This window comes from Niveibacterium sp. COAC-50 (genome assembly GCF_013184235.1).
Classification (GTDB): domain Bacteria; phylum Pseudomonadota; class Gammaproteobacteria; order Burkholderiales; family Rhodocyclaceae; genus Niveibacterium; species Niveibacterium microcysteis.
Genome location: NZ_JABCJM010000002.1, coordinates 1046639 through 1065118, shown reverse-complemented (window position 1 = coordinate 1065118; position 18480 = coordinate 1046639). Strand labels below are relative to the sequence as shown.

Sequence of the window (18480 nt, the reverse complement as noted above, 5' to 3'; positions counted from 1 at the left end):
GTTTTCGATGTCACGGCTTTTTCCCCGGCAATGTCGGCGACGACTTTGCAGAATCTCCAGGATCGCGCGCGCGCTCAATGAAGATATCAAGATTGAACTGTGACACGCGTCGCTTTCCTTGCTCCACAGCCTTAATCTCGACGAGTTGCGGGCGCTCGAAAATCGGAGACGCATCGAGATTTCGCATTAAAGTTGAAACTCGCGCATTGGACTGCGTTACGCCGATCAACGATATCTTCATCCCCGATTGTTTGAATGCTTTGCAATCAGGCTCGGCCTGCGCACAACCAAGATAGACGCCGTCCGGCACAAGCTTTGCCAGTTCGTTGAATACATGGACAGTTTCGGCACGATGGCTTTGAAGCAGTTCAATCACTTGCTTGCGCGACAACAAGGCTTGAGTCTGCTCTTTTAGCCTCTGTATCTCCGCGATGTCTTTGTCCAGCTTCGCGATCTCGCTCTTGAGGAAGTCGTTATCCGCTTGTTGAGATTGAATCCGGGACTCATTCAACGAATGGACCATCAGGGCGATTACAGCCCCAAGCAGAACGGCGACTACTGCGAGCCCATAGAACTGCTGTCGCCGAAGCTTGCGGGCCTCTTCGCGGTGCGGAAGGAGGTTGATTCTGATCATTCGTCAAACCTCCGAAGGGCGAGGCCGCAGGCGACCATTAAGGCCGGAGCGTCCGCGGCAAGGGTCTTCGGCCGAATCCGCTGAGCGAGCGCCATTCCGGAGAACGGGTTTGCGATAGTCGCGGGAATTTGAGTACGTGCCGCTACTACTTGATCAAGACCCGGGATGACGGCACAGCCTCCGGCGAGGATGACGTGGTCGACCTGGTTGAATGTCGTTGACGTGAAGAAGAACTGCAGCGCGCGCGAGACTTCCAACGCAAGGCTGTCCATGAACGGGCGCAGTAATTCGACTTCGTAATTCTCTGGAAGGCTGCCAGTCCGCTTTGCGGATTCAGCCTCATCGGCATTCATGCCGTATTGGCGGGCAATGTCTTGCGACAATTGGTTACCGCCGAATGCCTGCTCCCGCGTATAGAGTTGTTGCTCATTACGGAATACGGTCGTCTTCAGCATATTCGCGCCGGCATCGACGAGTGCGACGATCCGGTTTTTGCCGCCTTCGGGCAGCTGGGCGCGGATCAGATCCAGCGCACTTTGCGACGCAAAGGACTCGACGTCCATCACCAGCGGCTTAAGACCCGCGGCTTCGGCGACGGCGACACGGTCTTCGACTTTCTCTTTGCGCGACGCGGCGATCAGGACTTCGACTTCCTCTTCACCCCCGGGCGCAGGGCCAAGGACCTGAAAGTCGAGATTGACCTCTTCGATGGCAAAGGGAATGTATTGATTGGCTTCGGACTCGACCTGAACTTCCATGTCGGTCTCGCGCAACCCGGCCGGCAGGATGATCTTCTTGGTGATGACCGCGCCCGCAGGCAACGCCATACCAACGTTCCGGGTGGTGGTCGACATCCGTTTCCACGCTCGTCGTACCGCATCCGCAACCACATCGAGCTGGGCGATATTGCCGTCACTCACTGCGTCACGAGGCAAAGGCTCGATGGCGTAGCGTTCCAGGCGCCTTTGGCGGCCGTTTACGTCGGACAACTCGACCAGTTTGACGGCGGACGAGGATATGTCCAGACCAATCAACGGGCGCGCTTTTCCGGCGAAGATCGAAGAGAAGTCGATCACGGGAAAATTCCCTTTTCAATCAACAAATTAGGCACAATTGCCACAATTTACTTGAAATCCTAGCAGCATCTTTCAGCGTATGTAAAGACAAAAGTATGAATTAGGAATGTTCGGCGGGCCGCAGGCCTTGGCTCGCCTATAATCCCGCATCCCATCCCACCTTCCGATCCATGCGCATCGCAACCTACATATTCGCGATTTTTGTCGGACTGCTCCTTCTGGCTGCCGCCACCGTCGGGCTTGCTGTCGCCTTCGCCTGGCCGAAGCTGCCGACACTCGAGGCGCTGACCGACTACCGACCCCGCATCCCGCTCCGCGTCTTCACTTCCGATGGCCAGCTGATCGGCGAATTCGGCGAGGAGCGCCGCACATTCGCGAAGATCCAGGAAGTGCCGGCGTACATGAAGAACGCCATCCTCGCGGCGGAAGACGACCGGTTCTACGAGCACGGCGGGATCGACGTAGCCGGTTTCGCGCGCGCGGCAGTGGCCAATCTGACGTCGGGGGGCAAGCGCCAAGGCGCCAGCACGATCACGATGCAGGTTGCACGAAACTTCTTCTTGACGCGGGAAAAGAGCTATAGCCGCAAGCTTTACGAGATCCTGCTGTCGATCAAGATTGAGAAGAACCTCAGCAAGGATCAGATCCTCGAGCTGTATTTCAATCAGATCTACCTTGGCCAACGCGCCTACGGCTTCGCGGCGGCCGCGCAGATTTATTACGGCAAGAATCTCGCACAGTTGAATGTTGCCGAGGCTGCGATGCTGGCAGGGCTGCCCAAGGCGCCTTCCGCTTACAACCCGATCAGCAATCCGACCCGCGCGACCCAGCGTCAGCATTACGTGCTTCGCCGCATGCGCGAGCTGAACTACATCGACGCAGCGCAGTATGAGCAGGCCTTGAAGACGCCGCTCAAGGTGGTTCGCGGCGGTGCAGAAAGCTACCCGGTGCATGGCGAGTACGTCGCCGAGATGGCGCGCCAGATGGCGGTCGAGCAATTCAAGGATGCCGCCTACACCGCGGGCATCCGAGTGATCACGACAATCAAGGCCGCAGATCAGGAGGCGGCCTACAACTCGCTCCGCCGTGGTTTGCTCGATTACGAGCGCCGCCATGCCTATCGTGGTGCGGAGGCTTACGTCGATATGTCCGCCGTGCGTTCGGACAGCGACGAGCAGCTCGATGTGTTGTTGGAAGATTTCCCCGACAACGGCGAGATGGTGCCGGCGATTTTGCTGGAAGCGAACGCCAAGCGCATTCGCGCCTACCGCCGCGGTGGTGAGGTGCTGGAATTCACAGGACCGGCACTGCGGTTCGTGGCGCCGATGCTGGCCGACAATGCAGCGCCGGCTAAGCGCCTACGCCGTGGCGCGGTCGTGCGCGTCGCCGAGGGCGCGAAGGGCTGGGAGATCGTCCAGGTGCCCGAGGTCGAGGGTGCATTTGTCGCCGTCGAACCGGCGACAGGCGCCGTGCGCGCGCTCGCGGGCGGCTTCGACTTCAACCGCAACAAGTTCAATCATGTGACTCAGGCTTGGCGTCAGCCCGGATCGAGCTTCAAACCGTTCATTTACTCCGCCGCGCTGGAGAAGGGCTACAGCCCGAGCAGCATCGTTGACGACGCGCCGCTCTCGTTCTCTTCCGGTCAGACCGGCAGCCAGGCCTGGGAGCCCAAGAACTACGACGGCAAATACGACGGCCCGATGTCGATCCGGACCGCGCTGGCGAAGTCCAAGAACATGGTGTCGATCCGCCTGCTCAACTCGATCGGCCCGCAGTACGCGCAAGACTACGCAGCCCGCTTCGGCTTTGACCCAGAGAAGCATCCGGCCTACCTGACCATGGCGCTCGGTGCAGGCTCCGTGACGCCGTGGCAGATGGCGCAGGCCTACTCGGTATTCGCGAACGGCGGCTATCGGGTGCAGCCGTTCATCGTCAAGGAAATGCAGGACAGTCAGGGCCGCGTGCTGGCGCGTACGCAGACAACCAGTGCGGGTGACGGTGCGCCGCGTGTCATCGACCCGCGCAACGCCTGGATGATGGACAGCATGATGAAGGACGTCGTGCGCCGCGGCACGGCGACCAAGGCGCTCGCGCTCAAGCGGGGCGACCTGGCCGGCAAGACCGGCACCACCAACGAGTATGTGGACGCATGGTTCTGCGGCTACCAGCCGACACTCGTCGGCATTGCGTGGATCGGCTACGACACGCCCCGCAAGCTCGGCTCTGGCGAAACGGGTGGCGCCGCAGCATTGCCGGTATGGGTTAACTTCATGGCCAAGGCACTGCAGGGGGTGCCGGAGAAGCTCATGGAGATACCGCAGGGCCTGCTGACGATCACGACGGCCGACGGCAAGGAAGACTTCGTCTACGAAGAGCGCCTCGGTACGCCGCCACCGGAAACCGAGGTGCCAGCAGATGGCGAAGCGCCTGCTCAGCAAAGCGCTCCGACACCCTCGCCTGCACCGCTGCTTCCGGCTCAGCCCCAGCCCACGCCGGTGCCGCGCCCGCCGCAACAACAGCACAACGAAGTCAACGGCTGAAACCCAGGCCAGTTATCCGATCGAGGCGCGCCAAGTCCAGGTGCGCCTCGATCGCATCCGCAAGCCGGTCCAGCGCGGTCTCCCGCAGCACGTCCATCGCGGGGGTTTCGGCGGCGATCAGTCCAGCCCACGCAAGCAACGCGCGACATGCTTCAGGTTGATCGAAGAGGCCGTGCACATAGGTGCCGGCGACACAGCCGTCCGCGCTGATCGCACCGTCTGCGCGACCGTCGTCGAGCGAGCATAAGGGGCGGCCAAGGGCTGTTCCCGACGATTCGCCGGCGTGGATCTCGTAGCCTGTCAGACACTCACCCCCCAGCGTCAGGCGCCCGGCCACCCGACGTAGCTTTTTTTCGGCGCACAGCTCGGTGCGCATAGAAAGCAAGCCAAGGCCTTCCGTGTCGCCCGGCGCGCCTTCAACGCCGCGCGGGTCGCACACCGCCTCTCCCAGCATCTGGAAGCCGCCGCACACGCCAAGCACCTTGCCGCCATAGCGCAGGTGTCGGCGGATCGCTGCGTCCCAGCCCTGTTCGCGCAGCCATGCCAGGTCTGCGCGAGTGTTCTTGCTACCCGGCAGGATGATGAGGTCGGCCGGGGGCAGTGCACGGCCTGCCGGTACAAACTCAAGCGCAACGCCCGGCGTCAAACGCAGTGCGTCGAAATCGGTATGGTTGGAAATCCGCGGCAGCGCTGGCACGACAACGCGGAATGCGCCCTCCGCGGGCGCGGTCGCAGCGGGCAGCGCGTCTTCGGCGTCAAGTGTCAGGCCTTGAAGGTAGGGCAGCACACCGAGCACCGGCCGGCCGGTGCGCTGTTCGAGCCAGTCGAGGCCCGGCTGCAGCAGGGCGATATCGCCGCGGAAACGGTTGATGACAAACCCGATCACCCGCGCCTGTTCGCTCGGCGCCAGCAAATCGAGCGTACCGACCAGATGCGCGAAGACGCCGCCGCGATCGATATCGGCAACGATGATGACCGGGCAATCGGCCGCCTCCGCGAAGCCCATGTTCGCGATGTCGCCTTCGCGCAGATTGATTTCGGCCGGGCTGCCCGCGCCCTCCACGATCACCGCGTCGTACTGCGCACCGAGGCGCTGCCAGGATTCCAGCACCGCTTCGCGCAGAGCCGGCTTGAGCGCGTGGTAGGCCTGCGCCGCATAGTTGCCAAGCACCCGCCCTTGCACGATGACCTGCGCGCCAACGTCGGTAGTCGGCTTGAGCAGCACCGGGTTCATATCGCTATGCGGTGCGATGCTGCAGGCGGCCGCTTGCAGCGCCTGGGCCCGCCCGATTTCGCCACCATCGGTTGTCACTGCGGCATTGAGCGCCATGTTCTGCGGCTTGAACGGGGCGACACGCACACCGCGGCGCGCCAGCACGCGGCAGAGGCCCGCCACCAGCGTGCTCTTGCCGGCGTCCGATGTCGTGCCCTGCACCATCAGGCTCGCGGCGCGTGTGCGCGCCGGCGGCCCACTCGTCACGCCGGGCGTACCAGCGTGACTGTCTCGCCAGCCTGAGCGCTCGCTAGCCGGTTGAGCGCCGCCCACAGTTCCACACCATCGCGGGTGCCAATCCACTGCCCAGCATCCGGGCGGAAGTGAAATCCGCCCAGCTTCGCCGCCACCCAGATCTCGCGCGCCGCGCTGTGGCGATTGATGATCATCTGGCTACCATCATCGAATTCGATCTGCAGCACACCACCCGGCTGCACCTCGACGTCGATGCCCGCGGCCTCGAACGCGCGCTCGATGCGATCGAGCTCCTGTTCGGCGAGCGGGTTGAAGAGCTTCTCGTCCATCGTCGTTCCTGTCTGCTAGCATCCGGCCCAGCCGGACGACACTGCTTTGATTGGCGCAGGGCGGTCCGGCATCGATGCCGCAACCTGGAACCCGAATGCTCTACCGACTGCACCGCGCCCTGCTTTGTTCCGCCGTATTGCTGCTGGCAGCCTGCGGCATCAAGGGCCCCCTGTATCTCCCCGCGCCGGTCGCACAACCGGCGCCACCGCCAGCGACGCAGTCCGCACCGGTGCAACCGGCCGCGGATGGTAGCAAAAGCCCCGCACCGGTAGCCCCCTGAGTTAGCCCCTCCACCGGAGCGGCGCACGCGCGCCGTGCGGCGGGCTGTTGCCTGGCCGCCGATAGCGCCGCCACGCAACTGCAATAGTCCGGCCGCGTTTGCGTCGCATCAAGGCCCCCCTGCGCAGGCAATGCAAGAGTCAAGGCCTTTGCCTTCAGGGAACACGCCGATGTCGATGATCCAGCATGCCTTCAAACCGCTCGTCCTGCGCGGCAAGCAACTTCTGCCGATCGTGCAGGGCGGCATGGGGGTCGGCGTGTCGGCTCACCGCCTCGCGGGTGCCGTGGCAGCACTTGGCGGCGTCGGCACCATCGCCAGCGTCGATCTTCGGCGCATGCATCCGGATCTGGAAGAGGCGACCGCGCGTTGCCGCGACAAGGCCGCGATCGAGGCAGCCAACCTGACCGCGCTCGATCGCGAAATTGCCGCGGCGCGAGAAATCGCCAAGGGGATGGGCGTGGTCGCGGTGAATGTGATGCGTGCGGTCAGCCAGTACGCCGACCTTGTTCGCCAAGCCTGCCGCAGCGGTGCAGATGCGATCGTGATGGGTGCCGGCCTGCCGCTGGATCTGCCCGAACTGACGGCGGACCACCCGGATATCGCGCTGATCCCGATCCTGTCCGATGCGCGGGGCGTCAGTGTTGTCCTCAAGCGCTGGATGAAGAAGAACCGTCTGCCGGATGCGATCGTGCTGGAACACCCGGGTTGGGCGGGTGGGCACCTTGGTGCGGCGAACGTCGCCGGCACCACGGACCAGCGCTTCGATTTCGAGAAAGTCGTACCGGAATGCCTTGAAGCGATTCGGGGCCTTGGGCTTGCCTCGGAGCAGATCCCGCTGATTCCCGCTGGCGGCATCGACACGCACGACAAGGTGCGACGCATGATGGAATTGGGCGGCTCCGCCGTTCAGGTGGGCACCGCGTTTGCAGTGACTGCAGAAGGCGACGCGGCGGACGCCTTCAAGCGCGTGTTGATGGGCGCGAGCGCCGAGGACATCGTCGAATTCACCAGCTGTGCCGGCCTGCCGGCGCGCGCCGTTGCGACCCCGTGGCTGAGCAACTACCTCAAACGCGAGGAAAAGCTGCAAGGCGCAGCCGCGCGTGAAGGTGGCGAACGCCAGTGCACGCTCAAGTGGGACTGCCTGCTCCAGTGCGGCCTGCGCGACAAGCTCGCGAAGTTCGGCCAGTTCTGTATCGACAACCAGCTCGCACACGCGGTGAAGGGCGATATCGCCAAGGGCCTGTTCTTCCGCGGCAAGGGCACCCTGCCCTTCGGCACCGAGATGCGCTCGGTCCGCGAACTGGTCGAGTATCTGCTCGCCGACCGCCGTCCGCTGGCCGTCTGATCAAGCCACCTTGGCAAGAAAAAAGCCGGCGCGATGCCGGCTTTTTTGTTGGGCGCGCTCTGCCTCAGCTGGCGTAGAAGTAGCGCACCAGATGGAAGTAGATCGGTGCGGCGAAGGCCACCGGTGCCACGCGGTCCAGCATGCCGCCGTGGCCGACGATCGAATGCCCCCAGTAACGCACGCCGCGATCGCGCTTGATGGCCGTCATCACCAGGCTGCCGAGGAAGCCCATCCAGGTCGCGGCCAACGCAATGCCAAACGCCGCCCAAACCCCGAAGGGCGTGATCCAGGCCAACAGCGCACCCAGCAGCGCGGCGCCGAAACCGCCCAGCACCAGGCCTTCCCACGTCCGGGTGAGCGACACGCCGGGCGCTGCAGGCGTGCGGCCGAGTCGGGCCGAGAAGAACTTCTGCAGCACATCGCCGCTCTGCACCACCAGCACCAGGAAGGCGATCAGCAGCAGGTTGCGGCCGGCATAGCCGTTGATGCGAAGACCCAGCAGTTGCGGCACGTTGGAGAGGCAGTAGACGCAGATCATCAGCCCCCACTGCACGTTGGCCGCGCGATCCATGAAGCGTTTGGCGTCGCCACGCAGCGCCGAAATGATAGGCAGGAACAGGAAGGCGAAGACCGGCACCCAGAGTTCGGTGAAGGTCAGCCAGCCGTGCCACACGCCGAGGTAGTGCAGCGGCAGCACGAGAAAGAAGGCTGCCAGCAGCGTCCAGTGGTCGCCCAGACGCGTCGGCGACAGCGTGATGAATTCGCGCAGCGTGCCGAACGACGCAAAGGCGAACAGCAGCGCCACCCCCTTTCGACCGGCGAGGAAGGCGACGCCGATCCACGCCACCATGATCCACCAGCCGCGCACGCGCGCAACGTAGCTCTCGATCACGCCGACACGGCGGCCACGCACGCGGCGACGAAGATAGCGCCCGAACAGCGTGGCGAGAATCAACACCAGAAACACGCCGGCGAACAGCAGCGCCGTGGTCGTGCGGGGGCCGAGCGTTGGCCCGGTCCACGGTGGTACCGGCAGCTTGGAGAGGTCGATCGACATCATTCGAGCGGCTCCTCACCCTTCGGCGCCCAGGATTGCAGCACGCTGCGCGCGCGGTGAAGGAAGTCGTCGCGATCCTCATCCTGCGCCAGCCCGATCGGCTCGCCAAAGCCTACGGTGCAGATCAGCGGCACCGGCAGAATCTGGCCCTTGGGCAGCACGCGGTTGAGGTTGGCCAGCCACACCGGCACCAGCTCCACCTTAGGATGACTCTCGGCCAAGTGGAACAAGCCGCCCTTGAAGGGCAACAGCTCATCACCGAGATTGCGCGTGCCTTCCGGGAAGATGATCAAGGAGTCGCCCGCGTCCAGCGCGGCCCGCATCACCTCCAGCGGATCGCAACCGCCGCTGCGCGCGCGGTCGACCAGCACGGCACGGAACACCTGATGGATCAGGAAGCGGCGGACGGCCGACTTTTCCCAGTAATCGGAGCCCGCCACCGGGCGCGTACGACGGCGCAGCGACTTGGGCAAACTCGCCCAGATCAGCACAAAATCGACGTGGCTGGAGTGGTTGGCGAAGTAGATGCGCTGGACGGGCGCAGGCGCGCATCCGAGCCAGCGAGCCTGGACACCGGTCAGCATGCGGGCGAAACCGCAAATCACCCAGGCAACGAAAGACGCTAGAGACATCAGCAGTACGGCATTTTGGAAGGCGCGAATGGTGTACCGCGCCGATGTTTAGCGCAAGCTGCCAGATCAAATACCGTTCTTGCCGCGAAACGGCCCGAACGTGCCGCTTTCTGTCACGATCCAATCGAGCGGCATATCGTGTGGCTCGGGCCGGATGCTATCGACACGCCCCAACTCAAACCCCACCCCGACGGAGATAGGCGCCGGGCTTCGCGCCGCCAGGGTGCGATCGAAGAATCCCCCACCATAGCCGAGCCGGTAGCCCGCCGCATCGAAGGCGTTGAGCGGCACCAGCACCACATCCGGATCCACCGATTCGAACTGCGACGGCACCGGAATGCCGAACGCGTCGGCAGCCAGTTCGGCGCCGGGCCGCCAGGCTGAGAACGCCAGCGGCGCATCCGCAGCCACCACCACCGGTAGCGCGGCCACGCGGGCCGCTTCCGCTGCCAGCCAATCGGTGACAAACGCGGTCAGATCAGGCTCGCCACGGTAAGGCCAGCAGAACCCCAGATTGCGCGGTGAGAGACGCGCCAGCAGCGGGCGCAACTGCTCGCACAGCAGCCCGCTCAGGCGCTCTCGCTCGGCCGCCGCAAGAGACTCGCGCGCGGCGATGGCGAAGCGTCGCATTTCCTGCCGCAAAGCCTTGTCCGGCGCGGCTTCCGGCACGGTGGAGGGGAACGACAAAGTGCTATCCTTCATAAATGGTCCGTATCCATTCGGCACGCGGCAACTTGCTGGCAAAGCCGCTGTCGCAGCACTGAGGGTACCGGGTCGGTGCCGTGCCGCCGCAACGAGCGCGGCCTTGAGGAGTTTAGGGAATGAAGCAGGTATTGTGCGTGGCGCTCGCGATTGGTGCCCTGTCTTTGGGCACCGGCGCCTACGCAGCCGGAGGCGAGGAGCGCTTTCTCGCCGCACGCGACGCCGCACGCAATGGCGATCTCGCGCGCATCAACCAGCTCGCCGCACAGCGCGGCGGCGACCCACTCGATGCCTATATCGATTACTGGGCGCTTTCGATTCGCCTTGCGCGCAAGGACGACGTGGATGGCGACCTGGCCAGCTTCACAGCGCGGGAGGAAGGCACCCTGCTGGCCGAACGTGCTCGCGGAGACTGGATCCGCGCCGCCGCGCGCGCGCAGCGTTGGGATGTGGTCTTGCGCGAAGGCGCGATGCTGCGTCAGCCCGAACAGGAGATGAACTGCTGGGTGCTGCAGGCGCGCTTGAACACCGGCGACCCGCAGGCCCTCAAGGATGCCGAACCGCAGTGGGAGAGCACGGCGGAGCCCGGTGAGGCCTGCACGCCGGTGATCGCGGCGCTGAGTGCCAGCAAGTCCGAAGACGCCCACTGGCAACGCGCACGGCGACTCGTGGATGCGCGTCGCTACGGCGCTGCCCGCGCCACCCTGGAGGCACTGCCGGGTAACGCCGTTTCCGGCACCGCGGTGGCCGAGGCGCTCGACAATCCGCTGCGCTGGCTTGCGAAGAATCCAACGCCAGTCAGTCGCACGCAGCGAGACATCACCGTGCTGGCGCTCTCGCGCCTGGCGCAGACCGATTACCGCGGCGCCGCAGCGCGGGTGGAAGCCCTCGGCACGGCACTGTCGCCGAGCGACCGCGCGTGGCTCTCAGGCGTGCTGGGCTGGCAAGCGGCACGCGGCAATCAGCCGGAAGCGCTGGCGTGGTATCGCGCCGCGGGCAGCGCGCCGCTATCGGAAGAATCGCGCGCATGGCAGGTGCGAGCCGCCTTGCGGGCGCGTGCCTGGGGCGAGGTGCGTCGCGCGGTGGAAGCCATGCCGCCGGCACAACGCAACCAGCCGGAATGGGTTTACTGGTACGGCCGCGCGCTGATCGAGACCAACCGCACGGCACAGGGCCGCGAAGAACTCGAACGGATCGCGGGCGCGCCGACCTTCTACGGCATGCTGGCCGGCGAGGAGCTGGGCCGTCCGTTTGTTGCCCCGAAAGGCGCCAAGCCGCCCAGCCGCGCCGAGATCGCCCGTGTTGAATCCGATGTATCGGTGCGGCGTGCACTGGCCTTGTTCCGCCTGGAAGGGCGACTGGACGGCGTACGTGAATGGAACTGGGCCATGCGCGCCGCGGACGACCGCTTCCTGCTCGCGGCGGCCGAAATCGCACGCCGCGAGCAGCTCTACGACCGTGCGATCTACAGTGCCGAGCGTACCCAGGCCGAACACGACTTCGGCATGCGCTACCTCGTTCCGTACTACGACAAGGTGGAGCCCGCCAGCCGGCGCTGGGGGCTGGATGTGTACTGGGTCTATGGCCTGATGCGGCAGGAAAGCCGCTTCGTCACCGCGGCGCGTTCCTCGGTTGGCGCGCAGGGCCTGATGCAGGTGATGCCCGGCACCGCCAGCTACGTCGCGAAGAAGATCGGCATGCCCTACACCAAGGGCCAGGTGATCGACCTCGATACCAACGTGATGCTCGGCACTGCCTATCTCAAGATGGTGCTCGACCGCCTGGACGGCCATCCGGCGCTCGCCTCGGCCGCGTATAACGCCGGCCCCGGCCGCATACCGCGCTGGAAGGCGGCCGAACCGCTCGAAGGTGCGGTGTTTGCCGAGACGATCCCGATCTCGGAGACCCGCGACTATGTGAAGAAGGTGCTCGCCAACACGGTCGCCTATGCGGCGGTGCTGACCGGCAAGCCGCAATCGCTCAAACAGCGCCTCGGCACGGTGCAGCCTAACGGCACCGCAGGCGCGGATGTTCCGGAACTCAACGAAATGCCGGCCGGCGACGGCGGCAACTGACCCGATCGGACCTCATGCAACCCAAACGTGTACTGATCATCGGCGGCACGGGTTTCCTCGGCCGCCATCTCGCCAACCGACTCGCAGCGCGCGGCATCGCTGTGCGGGTGCCAACACGGCGTCTGGCCCCCTGTGGCCCATTGCTGGTGCTGCCTTCATCGGAAGTGGTGTCGGCGGATGTGTTTGATGCAGAGACGCTGCGGCGCCTGATGCGCGATGTCGACGCGGTGGTGAATCTGGTCGGCATGCTGCACTCGCCGTCGGGCAAGCCCTATGGCGCGGCCTTTGCGCAGGCGCATGTGGAATTGCCACGGCGCATCGTCGCCGCCGCGCGGGAAGCGGGCGTACAACGCCTGATCCATGTCAGCGCACTTGGCGCTGCGCACGACGGCCCGTCCGAGTACCTGCGCTCCAAGGCGGACGGCGAGGCCGCGATCCGCGATGCGGGCGACGCGCTGCGCTGGACGATCTTCCGCCCCTCGGTCGTGTTCGGGCCGGAAGATCGCTTCCTGAACCTCTTTGCCGGGCTCGCCAGCAGCTTCCCGGTGATTCCGCTCGGCGGCGCGGGCGCGCGCTTCCAGCCGGTGTACGTGGGCGATGTTAGCCGCGCGATTCTGGCAGCGATCGATCAGGATCTCGGCATTGGCGGCACCTACGAAATCGCCGGGCCGGATGTCTGGACGCTCGCCCAGCTTGTGGACTACGCCGCGCGCCTCGGCGGCCATCACCCGTTGATCGTGCCGCTGCCGCGCAGCCTTGCGATGCTTCAGGCGACCGTACTGTCGTGGCTGCCGGGCGGGCTGATGAGCCCAGACAACGTTCGCTCGATGGATCGCGACAACGTGGCAAGCGGCGCCGCACAGCCCTTTGGCTTGACGCCCACCGCACTCGACGCTGTAGCGCCGGCCTGGCTCGGCAACCGCACGCAACGCGGGCGCTATGCACGCCTGCGCACCCAGCCCCGTCGCGCCCCGTAATCCGGAGTTCGCCCTATGAAACTGGTCATCGCCAACAAGAACTACTCGTCCTGGTCGCTGCGCGCCTGGCTGGCTCTACGTGCCGTCGGCCAACCCTTTGAGGAAGTGCGCGTGCTGCTGGATCAGCCCGACACCCGAGAGCGCATCCTCGAGCACTCGCCCTCGGGCCGCGTGCCCTGCCTGATCGACGACACGCTTACGGTGTGGGATTCCTTGGCCATCATCGAAACCCTCGCCGAGCGTTTTCCGCAGCTGTGGCCGGCCACCGCCGCCGCACGCGCCCACGCCCGAGCCGTGTCCGCCGAGATGCATTCGGGCTTCCCGGCGCTGCGCAGCCAGATGCCGATGAATATCCGCCGCCAGCTGCCGGGGCGTGGCCGCACACCGGCGTCAGAGGCCGACATCGCACGCGTGATTGCGATCTGGCTCGATTGCCGCAAGCGCTATGGCCGCAACGGCCCTTACCTGTTCGGCAGCTTCACCGCCGCCGACGCGATGTTCGCGCCAGTCTGCTTCCGCTTCCAGAGCTACGGCGTGGAGCCCAGCGGCGAAGCAGGCGCCTACCTGGCAACGATGCTGGCGCACCCCGCGATGCGCGAGTGGCAGGCCGCGGCGCTGGCCGAGAGCGAGGTCGTGCCTGCCGACGAGTTGCCGGACTGATGCGCGCCTACGTGGTCGGTGGCGCGGTGCGCGACGCCCTGCTCGGGCTGCCGGGGGCTGACCGTGACTGGGTGGTGGTTGGCGCCACGCCAGACGAGATGCTCGCGCAGGGCTTCCGACCGGTGGGCAAGGATTTCCCGGTGTTCCTGCATCCGAAGACGCAGGAAGAATATGCGCTCGCGCGCACCGAGCGGAAAACCGCGCCCGGCTACCACGGCTTCGTCTTCCATGCCTCGCCCGATGTATCGCTGGAAGAGGACCTGAAACGCCGCGACCTCACGATCAACGCGATGGCACGCGATGAGGACGGCACACTGATCGACCCCTGCGGCGGCCAGCGCGACCTTGCCGCCCGAGTGCTACGCCATGTCAGCCCCGCCTTCGCGGAAGACCCGGTGCGCATCCTGCGGATTGCACGCTTCGCGGCGCGCTTCCCGGATTTCACGGTGGCGGACGAGACCCTGGCGCTGATGCGCGAGATGGTGGAGGCCGGCGAAGTCGACCACCTGGTCGCCGAGCGCGTGTGGCAGGAGATCTCGCGCGGTCTCTTGGCGACCGCCCCCTCGCGCATGTTCGCGCTGCTGCACGACTGCGGCGCGCTCGCGCGTTTGGCTCCTGCCCTCAACCACGCCTGGGAGGCGGAACGGCGCCTGATCGGACGGCGTCTCGACCATGCCGGCCAACTTGGCCTCGATGCCCGATTCGCGCTGCTCGCCGCCGCGCTCGACAGCGTGGCATCACTCGAAGCCCTGTGCATCGATTTGCGCGTACCGACGGATCCGCGCGAGCTGGCCGAATTGCTGTGGTGCGAACAGCAGGTGTTCGAGAAGACCGCAACACTCGATGCGGCAACCTTGATCGCGCTGTTCGACCGCTGTGACGCCTGGCGGCGCCCGCGGCGATTTGCCGACCTGCTCGCCTGCGCGGCCCATCTGGTGCCCAAGGTGCAATTGGGGCGCATCGCCGCTGCGCTGGAACGTGCGCGTGCGGTTGATGCCGGTGCGGTGGCCAAGCAGTGCCAGGAGAAGAGCGAGATCCCCCGCCGCGTGCGTGAGGCGCGCATCGCGGCTGTCGCAAAGGATCTCGACTAGGGCATGTTGCAAGCGCTGCGCCGCGTTGTCCTGGCTGCCGCTTTGGCAAGCGGTAGCGCCGCCGCTCAACTGCCAAGCTTTGAGCAGGTGCGTGCGGCCTACCACCCCTCCGACGCGCTGTTGCTGGACCGGAATGGCGAACCGCTCGCCGACATCCGCTTCGACCTGACACGCCGGCGCTTCGACTGGGTGCCGCTGGCGCAGTTTTCACCCGCGCTGCGCGAAGCCCTGATTGCCGCCGAAGACCATCGCTTCTACGAACACGAGGGCGTCGACTGGCGCGCCTTCGTCGGCTCGCTGTGGCACAACCTGCTGCATGACAACAAGCGCGGCGGATCGACCCTGACGATGCAGCTCGCCGGTCTGCTCGACCCGGCCATCGCGATTCCCGCGGCGCCCGGCGCGCGTCGAAGCGTCGGCCAGAAGTGGGACCAGGGACTCGCAGCCCAGGAACTGGAAGCCCATTGGAGCAAGGCACAGATCCTTGAGGCTTATCTGAACCTCGCGCCATTCCGTGGCGATCTCGAAGGCGTGCATGCCGCCAGCGCCGTGCTGTTCGGCAAATCACCCGCGGCGCTGGATCGGCCGGAAGCCCTGCTGATCACCGCGCTGCTGCCGAGCCCGAACGGGCGCGCCGAACGCACCGCTCGCCGTGCCTGCGCCCGCGCGAAGAAGATGGGCGTCGGCAACCTGTGCCCTCGGCTGTACGAACTCGCGCCGCGGCTCGACACGCCACGCAACCGGCCGCGCTTCACGCTGGCGCCGCATCTGGCGGGCCGGGTACTTCATGCAGGCGGCGAACGCGTCACCACAACGCTGGACGCAGCGACCCAGCAAGCCGCGAGCAGCGGCCTGCGTGACGCACTGCAAGGCGCCGCGCAACGCGTCAGCAGTGCTGCGGTACTCGTCCTCGACGTGAGTGATGCAAGCGTGCGCGCATGGGTCGGCGGCCTGGATCCGCGCAGTCCCGATGCCGTCACCACGGTGCGCAGCGTGCAGTCGGCACTCTGGCTCCCTTTCAGCGCAGCGAATCTGATCGAACGGCGTTTGGTCACCGGGGCCAGCCTGCTCCCGAACAGCAGCGAAGGGGAATCGCCCTGGCGCAGCATGCGCGTGGCGCTGCAGCAGCCCGAATCCGGCAGCCAGGCGGCGATGCTCGCGATGGCGGAGCCTCCCGCAGAGCGACTGCGGCAGGCAGGCCTGGAACTGCCCAAGGACAGCGCGGCGTCTCCCGAACTGACCCTGTTGCAGGCCGCGCAAGCCTTCCGGCCCTTCGTCGCAGGCGGCAACTGGCAGGCGGCGCGCTGGCAGGCGGACAGCACGACGGCCGCTGCACGCCGGCTGTGGCGCAATGACACCGCCTACATCATCGCGGACTGGCTGGCCGATCCGACGCAGAAAGGGGCTGCCAGTGAGCTGCAGCGGCCGGACGGTGGCTGGCAGGCGGTGTGGCGGATGAGCGATCCCACGCGCGACATCGCGATTGCGATGCATGCCGGCGAGCGGTATTTGATCGCGGTGCAAGTCGCCGGCAGCGGCAGTGGCGCCGAGCAGCCCGCCCGACTGGCGGCACGAACCATCGCGGCGATCCAGCACCATCTGGGCAATCCGCCGTCGCGCGCGCCGCGAACGCCATCCGGCGTCGTCCTCGGTGTTGTCGCTTTTGATCCGCCGGTGGAGCCGGCGCGTCGGGAATGGTTCCTGCGCGGCACGGAAGTGTCGCTGTCGGTGGCGCCGGGCCGCGACAGCACGCTCGCGCACAAGATCGTAACGCCCGAGGGCTCCAGCACCGGCGCGCTCTTGCGCAGCGGCGAAGCGCTCGTACTGGAAAGCGCCCCAGCCACGCCGGACGCGCGCTGGTGGGCTGACGACGAGCTGATCGGCGAGGGGGCAACGATCCTGTGGGCGCCGCCGGCCGGGCACTACCGCCTTGAGTTGCGCTCGCCCGAAGGGGTGGTGTGGGATCGCCGCGAGTTCACACTGAGCTACCCGGACGACGACACAACGCGCGAGCACGCACCCGGCGGCGGCGCATCCCAATCGGAACCGCGCGCGCCGGTGCGGGCGCCGCGCTAGGCTTCGTGCGCAGGCGCTGCGGTGCGCACTGAACTTGCGCAGCGGTCAGCTGTCATTCCCATCCGTTCGCTCCGCTGGCCACCATGTCCATCGCCCTCGTCTGGTTCCGTCGCGATCTGCGCGACAACGATCACGCTGCGCTCTACCACGCCCTCAAGGCGCATACACAGGTGTACTGCAGCTTCGTGTTCGATCGCGAGATTCTCGATGCCTTGCCGTGTCGCCAGGATCGACGGGTCGAGTTCATCCACGCCAGCGTCGTCGAGCTCGATACCGCACTGCGCGCGCGCGGCGGCGGTTTGATCGTGTTGCATGGCTCCGCGCGCGAGGCGTTGCCGGCGCTCGCGCTGCAACTCGGGGCGAGCGCGGTGTACGCCAACCACGATTACGAACCCGCGGCCCTCGCACGCGACGACGCGGTCCGCGGTGCGCTCGGCGCGGCCGGCGTGGCGTTCCACACCTTCAAGGATCAGGTGATATTCGAGAAGAGCGAGGTGCTGACCGGCGCCGGACGCCCATTCTCGGTATTCACGCCGTACCGCAACGCGTGGCGACGCCAGCTGACGCCGTTCTTCCTGCAGGCGTACCCGGTCGAACGCTACGCCGCTAACCTGCGCGCGCCTAAGGACGACAGACGAATTCCGAGCCTCGCGGAGCTTGGGTTTGAGCCCAGCAACCTGGCTCAGCTCGCGATGCCCTGTGGCATGTCCGGCGCCCGCGCGCTGTGGCAGGACTTTCGCTCACGCATGGGCGACTACGACCGGGCGCGCGACTTCCCGGCCGTGAAGGGCGTGTCCTACCTCTCGACACACCTGAGATTTGGCACGATCTCGATCCGCGAACTCGCGCGCGCGGCATTCGATACACCAGGCAGGGGTGCCGAAACCTGGCTTAACGAACTGATCTGGCGGGACTTCTATCAGCAGGTGCTATGGCACCGGCCGGACGTCGTGGCGCGCAGCTTCCGCCCTGAGTTCGACGCGGTGCGCTGGGAAGAAGGCCCCGGCGCCGAACGCATGTTCGAGGCATGGTGCGAGGCGCGCACCGGCTATCCACTCGTCGACGCCGCGATGCGTCAGTTGAACCAGACGGGCTGGATGCACAATCGGCTGCGCATGGTGGTCGCAAGCTTCCTGACGAAGGACCTCGGCATTCACTGGCTGCGTGGCGAACGCTACTTTGCCGAGAAGCTCAATGACTACGACCTCGCAGCCAACAACGGTGGCTGGCAATGGGCCGCGTCCACAGGCTGCGACGCACAGCCCTGGTTCCGCATCTTCAACCCGGTGACCCAGTCGGAGCGCTTCGATCCGGACGGGCGCTTCATTCGGCGCTATCTGCCTGAACTCGCAGATGTGCCGGCACGCTGGATCCATGCGCCCTGGTTGATGAGCCCGCTCGAACAGGCTTCGCACGCATGCGTCATCGGACGTGACTATCCGCCACCGCTGGTCGATCACGCTCAAGCGCGAGAGCGCACGCTGCAGCGCTTCAAGCTCGTCAAGACGAGCGAAACCGACTAGGTGCGCATTGCGCG

General features: G+C 65.9%; 16 protein-coding genes. 9 read left to right on the top strand and 7 right to left on the bottom strand.

All coding sequences use genetic code 11. The annotated features are described in order from the left end of the window. Positions 1 to 10: 10 nt before the first annotated feature. Both HH302_RS12360 and HH302_RS12355 read right to left on the bottom strand, forming a co-directional pair. Positions 11 to 634, bottom strand: coding sequence for a PilN domain-containing protein (locus HH302_RS12360; RefSeq protein WP_172202458.1), 624 nt, complete (start codon positions 632 to 634; stop codon positions 11 to 13). Continuing rightward, positions 631 to 1710 (bottom strand): pilus assembly protein PilM, encoded by a 1080-nt coding sequence (locus HH302_RS12355; protein WP_206254393.1) that lies wholly within the window; start codon positions 1708 to 1710, stop codon positions 631 to 633. The genes HH302_RS12360 and HH302_RS12355 overlap by 4 nt, the downstream gene beginning before the upstream one ends. Before the next feature lie 170 nt (positions 1711 to 1880). Here HH302_RS12355 and HH302_RS12350 point away from each other — a divergent pair, with 170 nt between their 5' ends. Next, complete coding sequence (locus HH302_RS12350; protein ID WP_172202457.1) at positions 1881 to 4250, top strand: penicillin-binding protein 1A; 2370 nt, start codon at positions 1881 to 1883, stop codon at positions 4248 to 4250. Here HH302_RS12350 and HH302_RS12345 read toward each other — a convergent pair. Next, positions 4240 to 5688: a cobyric acid synthase gene (locus tag HH302_RS12345; protein WP_172202670.1), complete on the bottom strand. Its 1449-nt coding sequence runs from the start codon at positions 5686 to 5688 to the stop codon at positions 4240 to 4242. The two genes, HH302_RS12350 and HH302_RS12345, sit on opposite strands and share 11 nt — an antisense overlap. A 38-nt stretch (positions 5689 to 5726) precedes the next feature. After that, positions 5727 to 6047, bottom strand: a complete 321-nt coding sequence (cyaY, locus tag HH302_RS12340; RefSeq protein WP_172202456.1) for an iron donor protein CyaY — start codon at positions 6045 to 6047, stop codon at positions 5727 to 5729. Between the two features lie 74 nt (positions 6048 to 6121). Between cyaY and HH302_RS12335 the strand changes: the two genes are divergently transcribed. Both HH302_RS12335 and HH302_RS12330 read left to right on the top strand, forming a co-directional pair. Then, entirely contained in the window at positions 6122 to 6328 is a 207-nt protein-coding gene (locus HH302_RS12335; RefSeq protein WP_371814714.1) for a lipoprotein, read from the top strand. Between the two features lie 169 nt (positions 6329 to 6497). After that, positions 6498 to 7673: a nitronate monooxygenase family protein gene (locus tag HH302_RS12330; RefSeq protein ID WP_246479701.1), complete on the top strand. Its 1176-nt coding sequence runs from the start codon at positions 6498 to 6500 to the stop codon at positions 7671 to 7673. A gap of 64 nt (positions 7674 to 7737) precedes the next feature. Here the strand turns inward: HH302_RS12330 and HH302_RS12325 are convergent, their stop codons facing one another. From HH302_RS12325 to HH302_RS12315, 3 genes are all read right to left on the bottom strand, one after another. After that, positions 7738 to 8733, bottom strand: a complete 996-nt coding sequence (locus HH302_RS12325; protein WP_246479702.1) for a phosphatidate cytidylyltransferase — start codon at positions 8731 to 8733, stop codon at positions 7738 to 7740. Beyond that, positions 8730 to 9362, bottom strand: coding sequence for a 1-acyl-sn-glycerol-3-phosphate acyltransferase (locus HH302_RS12320; RefSeq protein WP_172202454.1), 633 nt, complete (start codon positions 9360 to 9362; stop codon positions 8730 to 8732). Before HH302_RS12320 ends, HH302_RS12325 begins: the two co-directional genes overlap by 4 nt. 66 nt (positions 9363 to 9428) lie before the next feature. Further along, a complete protein-coding gene (locus tag HH302_RS12315; RefSeq protein WP_253946090.1) occupies positions 9429 to 10064 on the bottom strand; it encodes a 5-formyltetrahydrofolate cyclo-ligase in 636 nt (211 codons plus the stop codon). A 119-nt stretch (positions 10065 to 10183) separates the two neighbouring features. Here HH302_RS12315 and HH302_RS12310 point away from each other — a divergent pair, with 119 nt between their 5' ends. The 6 genes from HH302_RS12310 to HH302_RS12285 all read left to right on the top strand — a co-directional run bounded on the left by HH302_RS12310 (position 10184) and on the right by HH302_RS12285 (position 18466). After that, positions 10184 to 12139: a lytic transglycosylase domain-containing protein gene (locus HH302_RS12310; protein ID WP_172202453.1), complete on the top strand. Its 1956-nt coding sequence runs from the start codon at positions 10184 to 10186 to the stop codon at positions 12137 to 12139. A 14-nt stretch (positions 12140 to 12153) separates the two neighbouring features. Beyond that, the gene (locus HH302_RS12305) at positions 12154 to 13116 is read left to right on the top strand and encodes a complex I NDUFA9 subunit family protein (RefSeq protein ID WP_172202452.1); all 963 of its coding nucleotides are present in this window, start codon (positions 12154 to 12156) and stop codon (positions 13114 to 13116) included. 15 nt (positions 13117 to 13131) lie between these two features. Then, positions 13132 to 13776 (top strand): glutathione S-transferase family protein, encoded by a 645-nt coding sequence (locus HH302_RS12300; protein WP_172202451.1) that lies wholly within the window; start codon positions 13132 to 13134, stop codon positions 13774 to 13776. Continuing rightward, complete coding sequence (gene cca, locus HH302_RS12295) at positions 13776 to 14867, top strand: multifunctional CCA tRNA nucleotidyl transferase/2'3'-cyclic phosphodiesterase/2'nucleotidase/phosphatase (RefSeq protein WP_172202450.1); 1092 nt, start codon at positions 13776 to 13778, stop codon at positions 14865 to 14867. Before HH302_RS12300 ends, cca begins: the two co-directional genes overlap by 1 nt. Positions 14868 to 14870: 3 nt before the next feature. Further along, the gene (locus tag HH302_RS12290; protein ID WP_172202449.1) at positions 14871 to 16943 is read left to right on the top strand and encodes a transglycosylase domain-containing protein; all 2073 of its coding nucleotides are present in this window, start codon (positions 14871 to 14873) and stop codon (positions 16941 to 16943) included. An 83-nt stretch (positions 16944 to 17026) separates the two neighbouring features. After that, positions 17027 to 18466 carry a deoxyribodipyrimidine photo-lyase gene (locus HH302_RS12285; RefSeq protein WP_172202448.1) on the top strand — a complete coding sequence of 480 codons (1440 nt, stop codon included), beginning with the start codon at positions 17027 to 17029 and terminating at the stop codon, positions 18464 to 18466. The last annotated feature ends 14 nt before the right edge of the window (positions 18467 to 18480 follow it).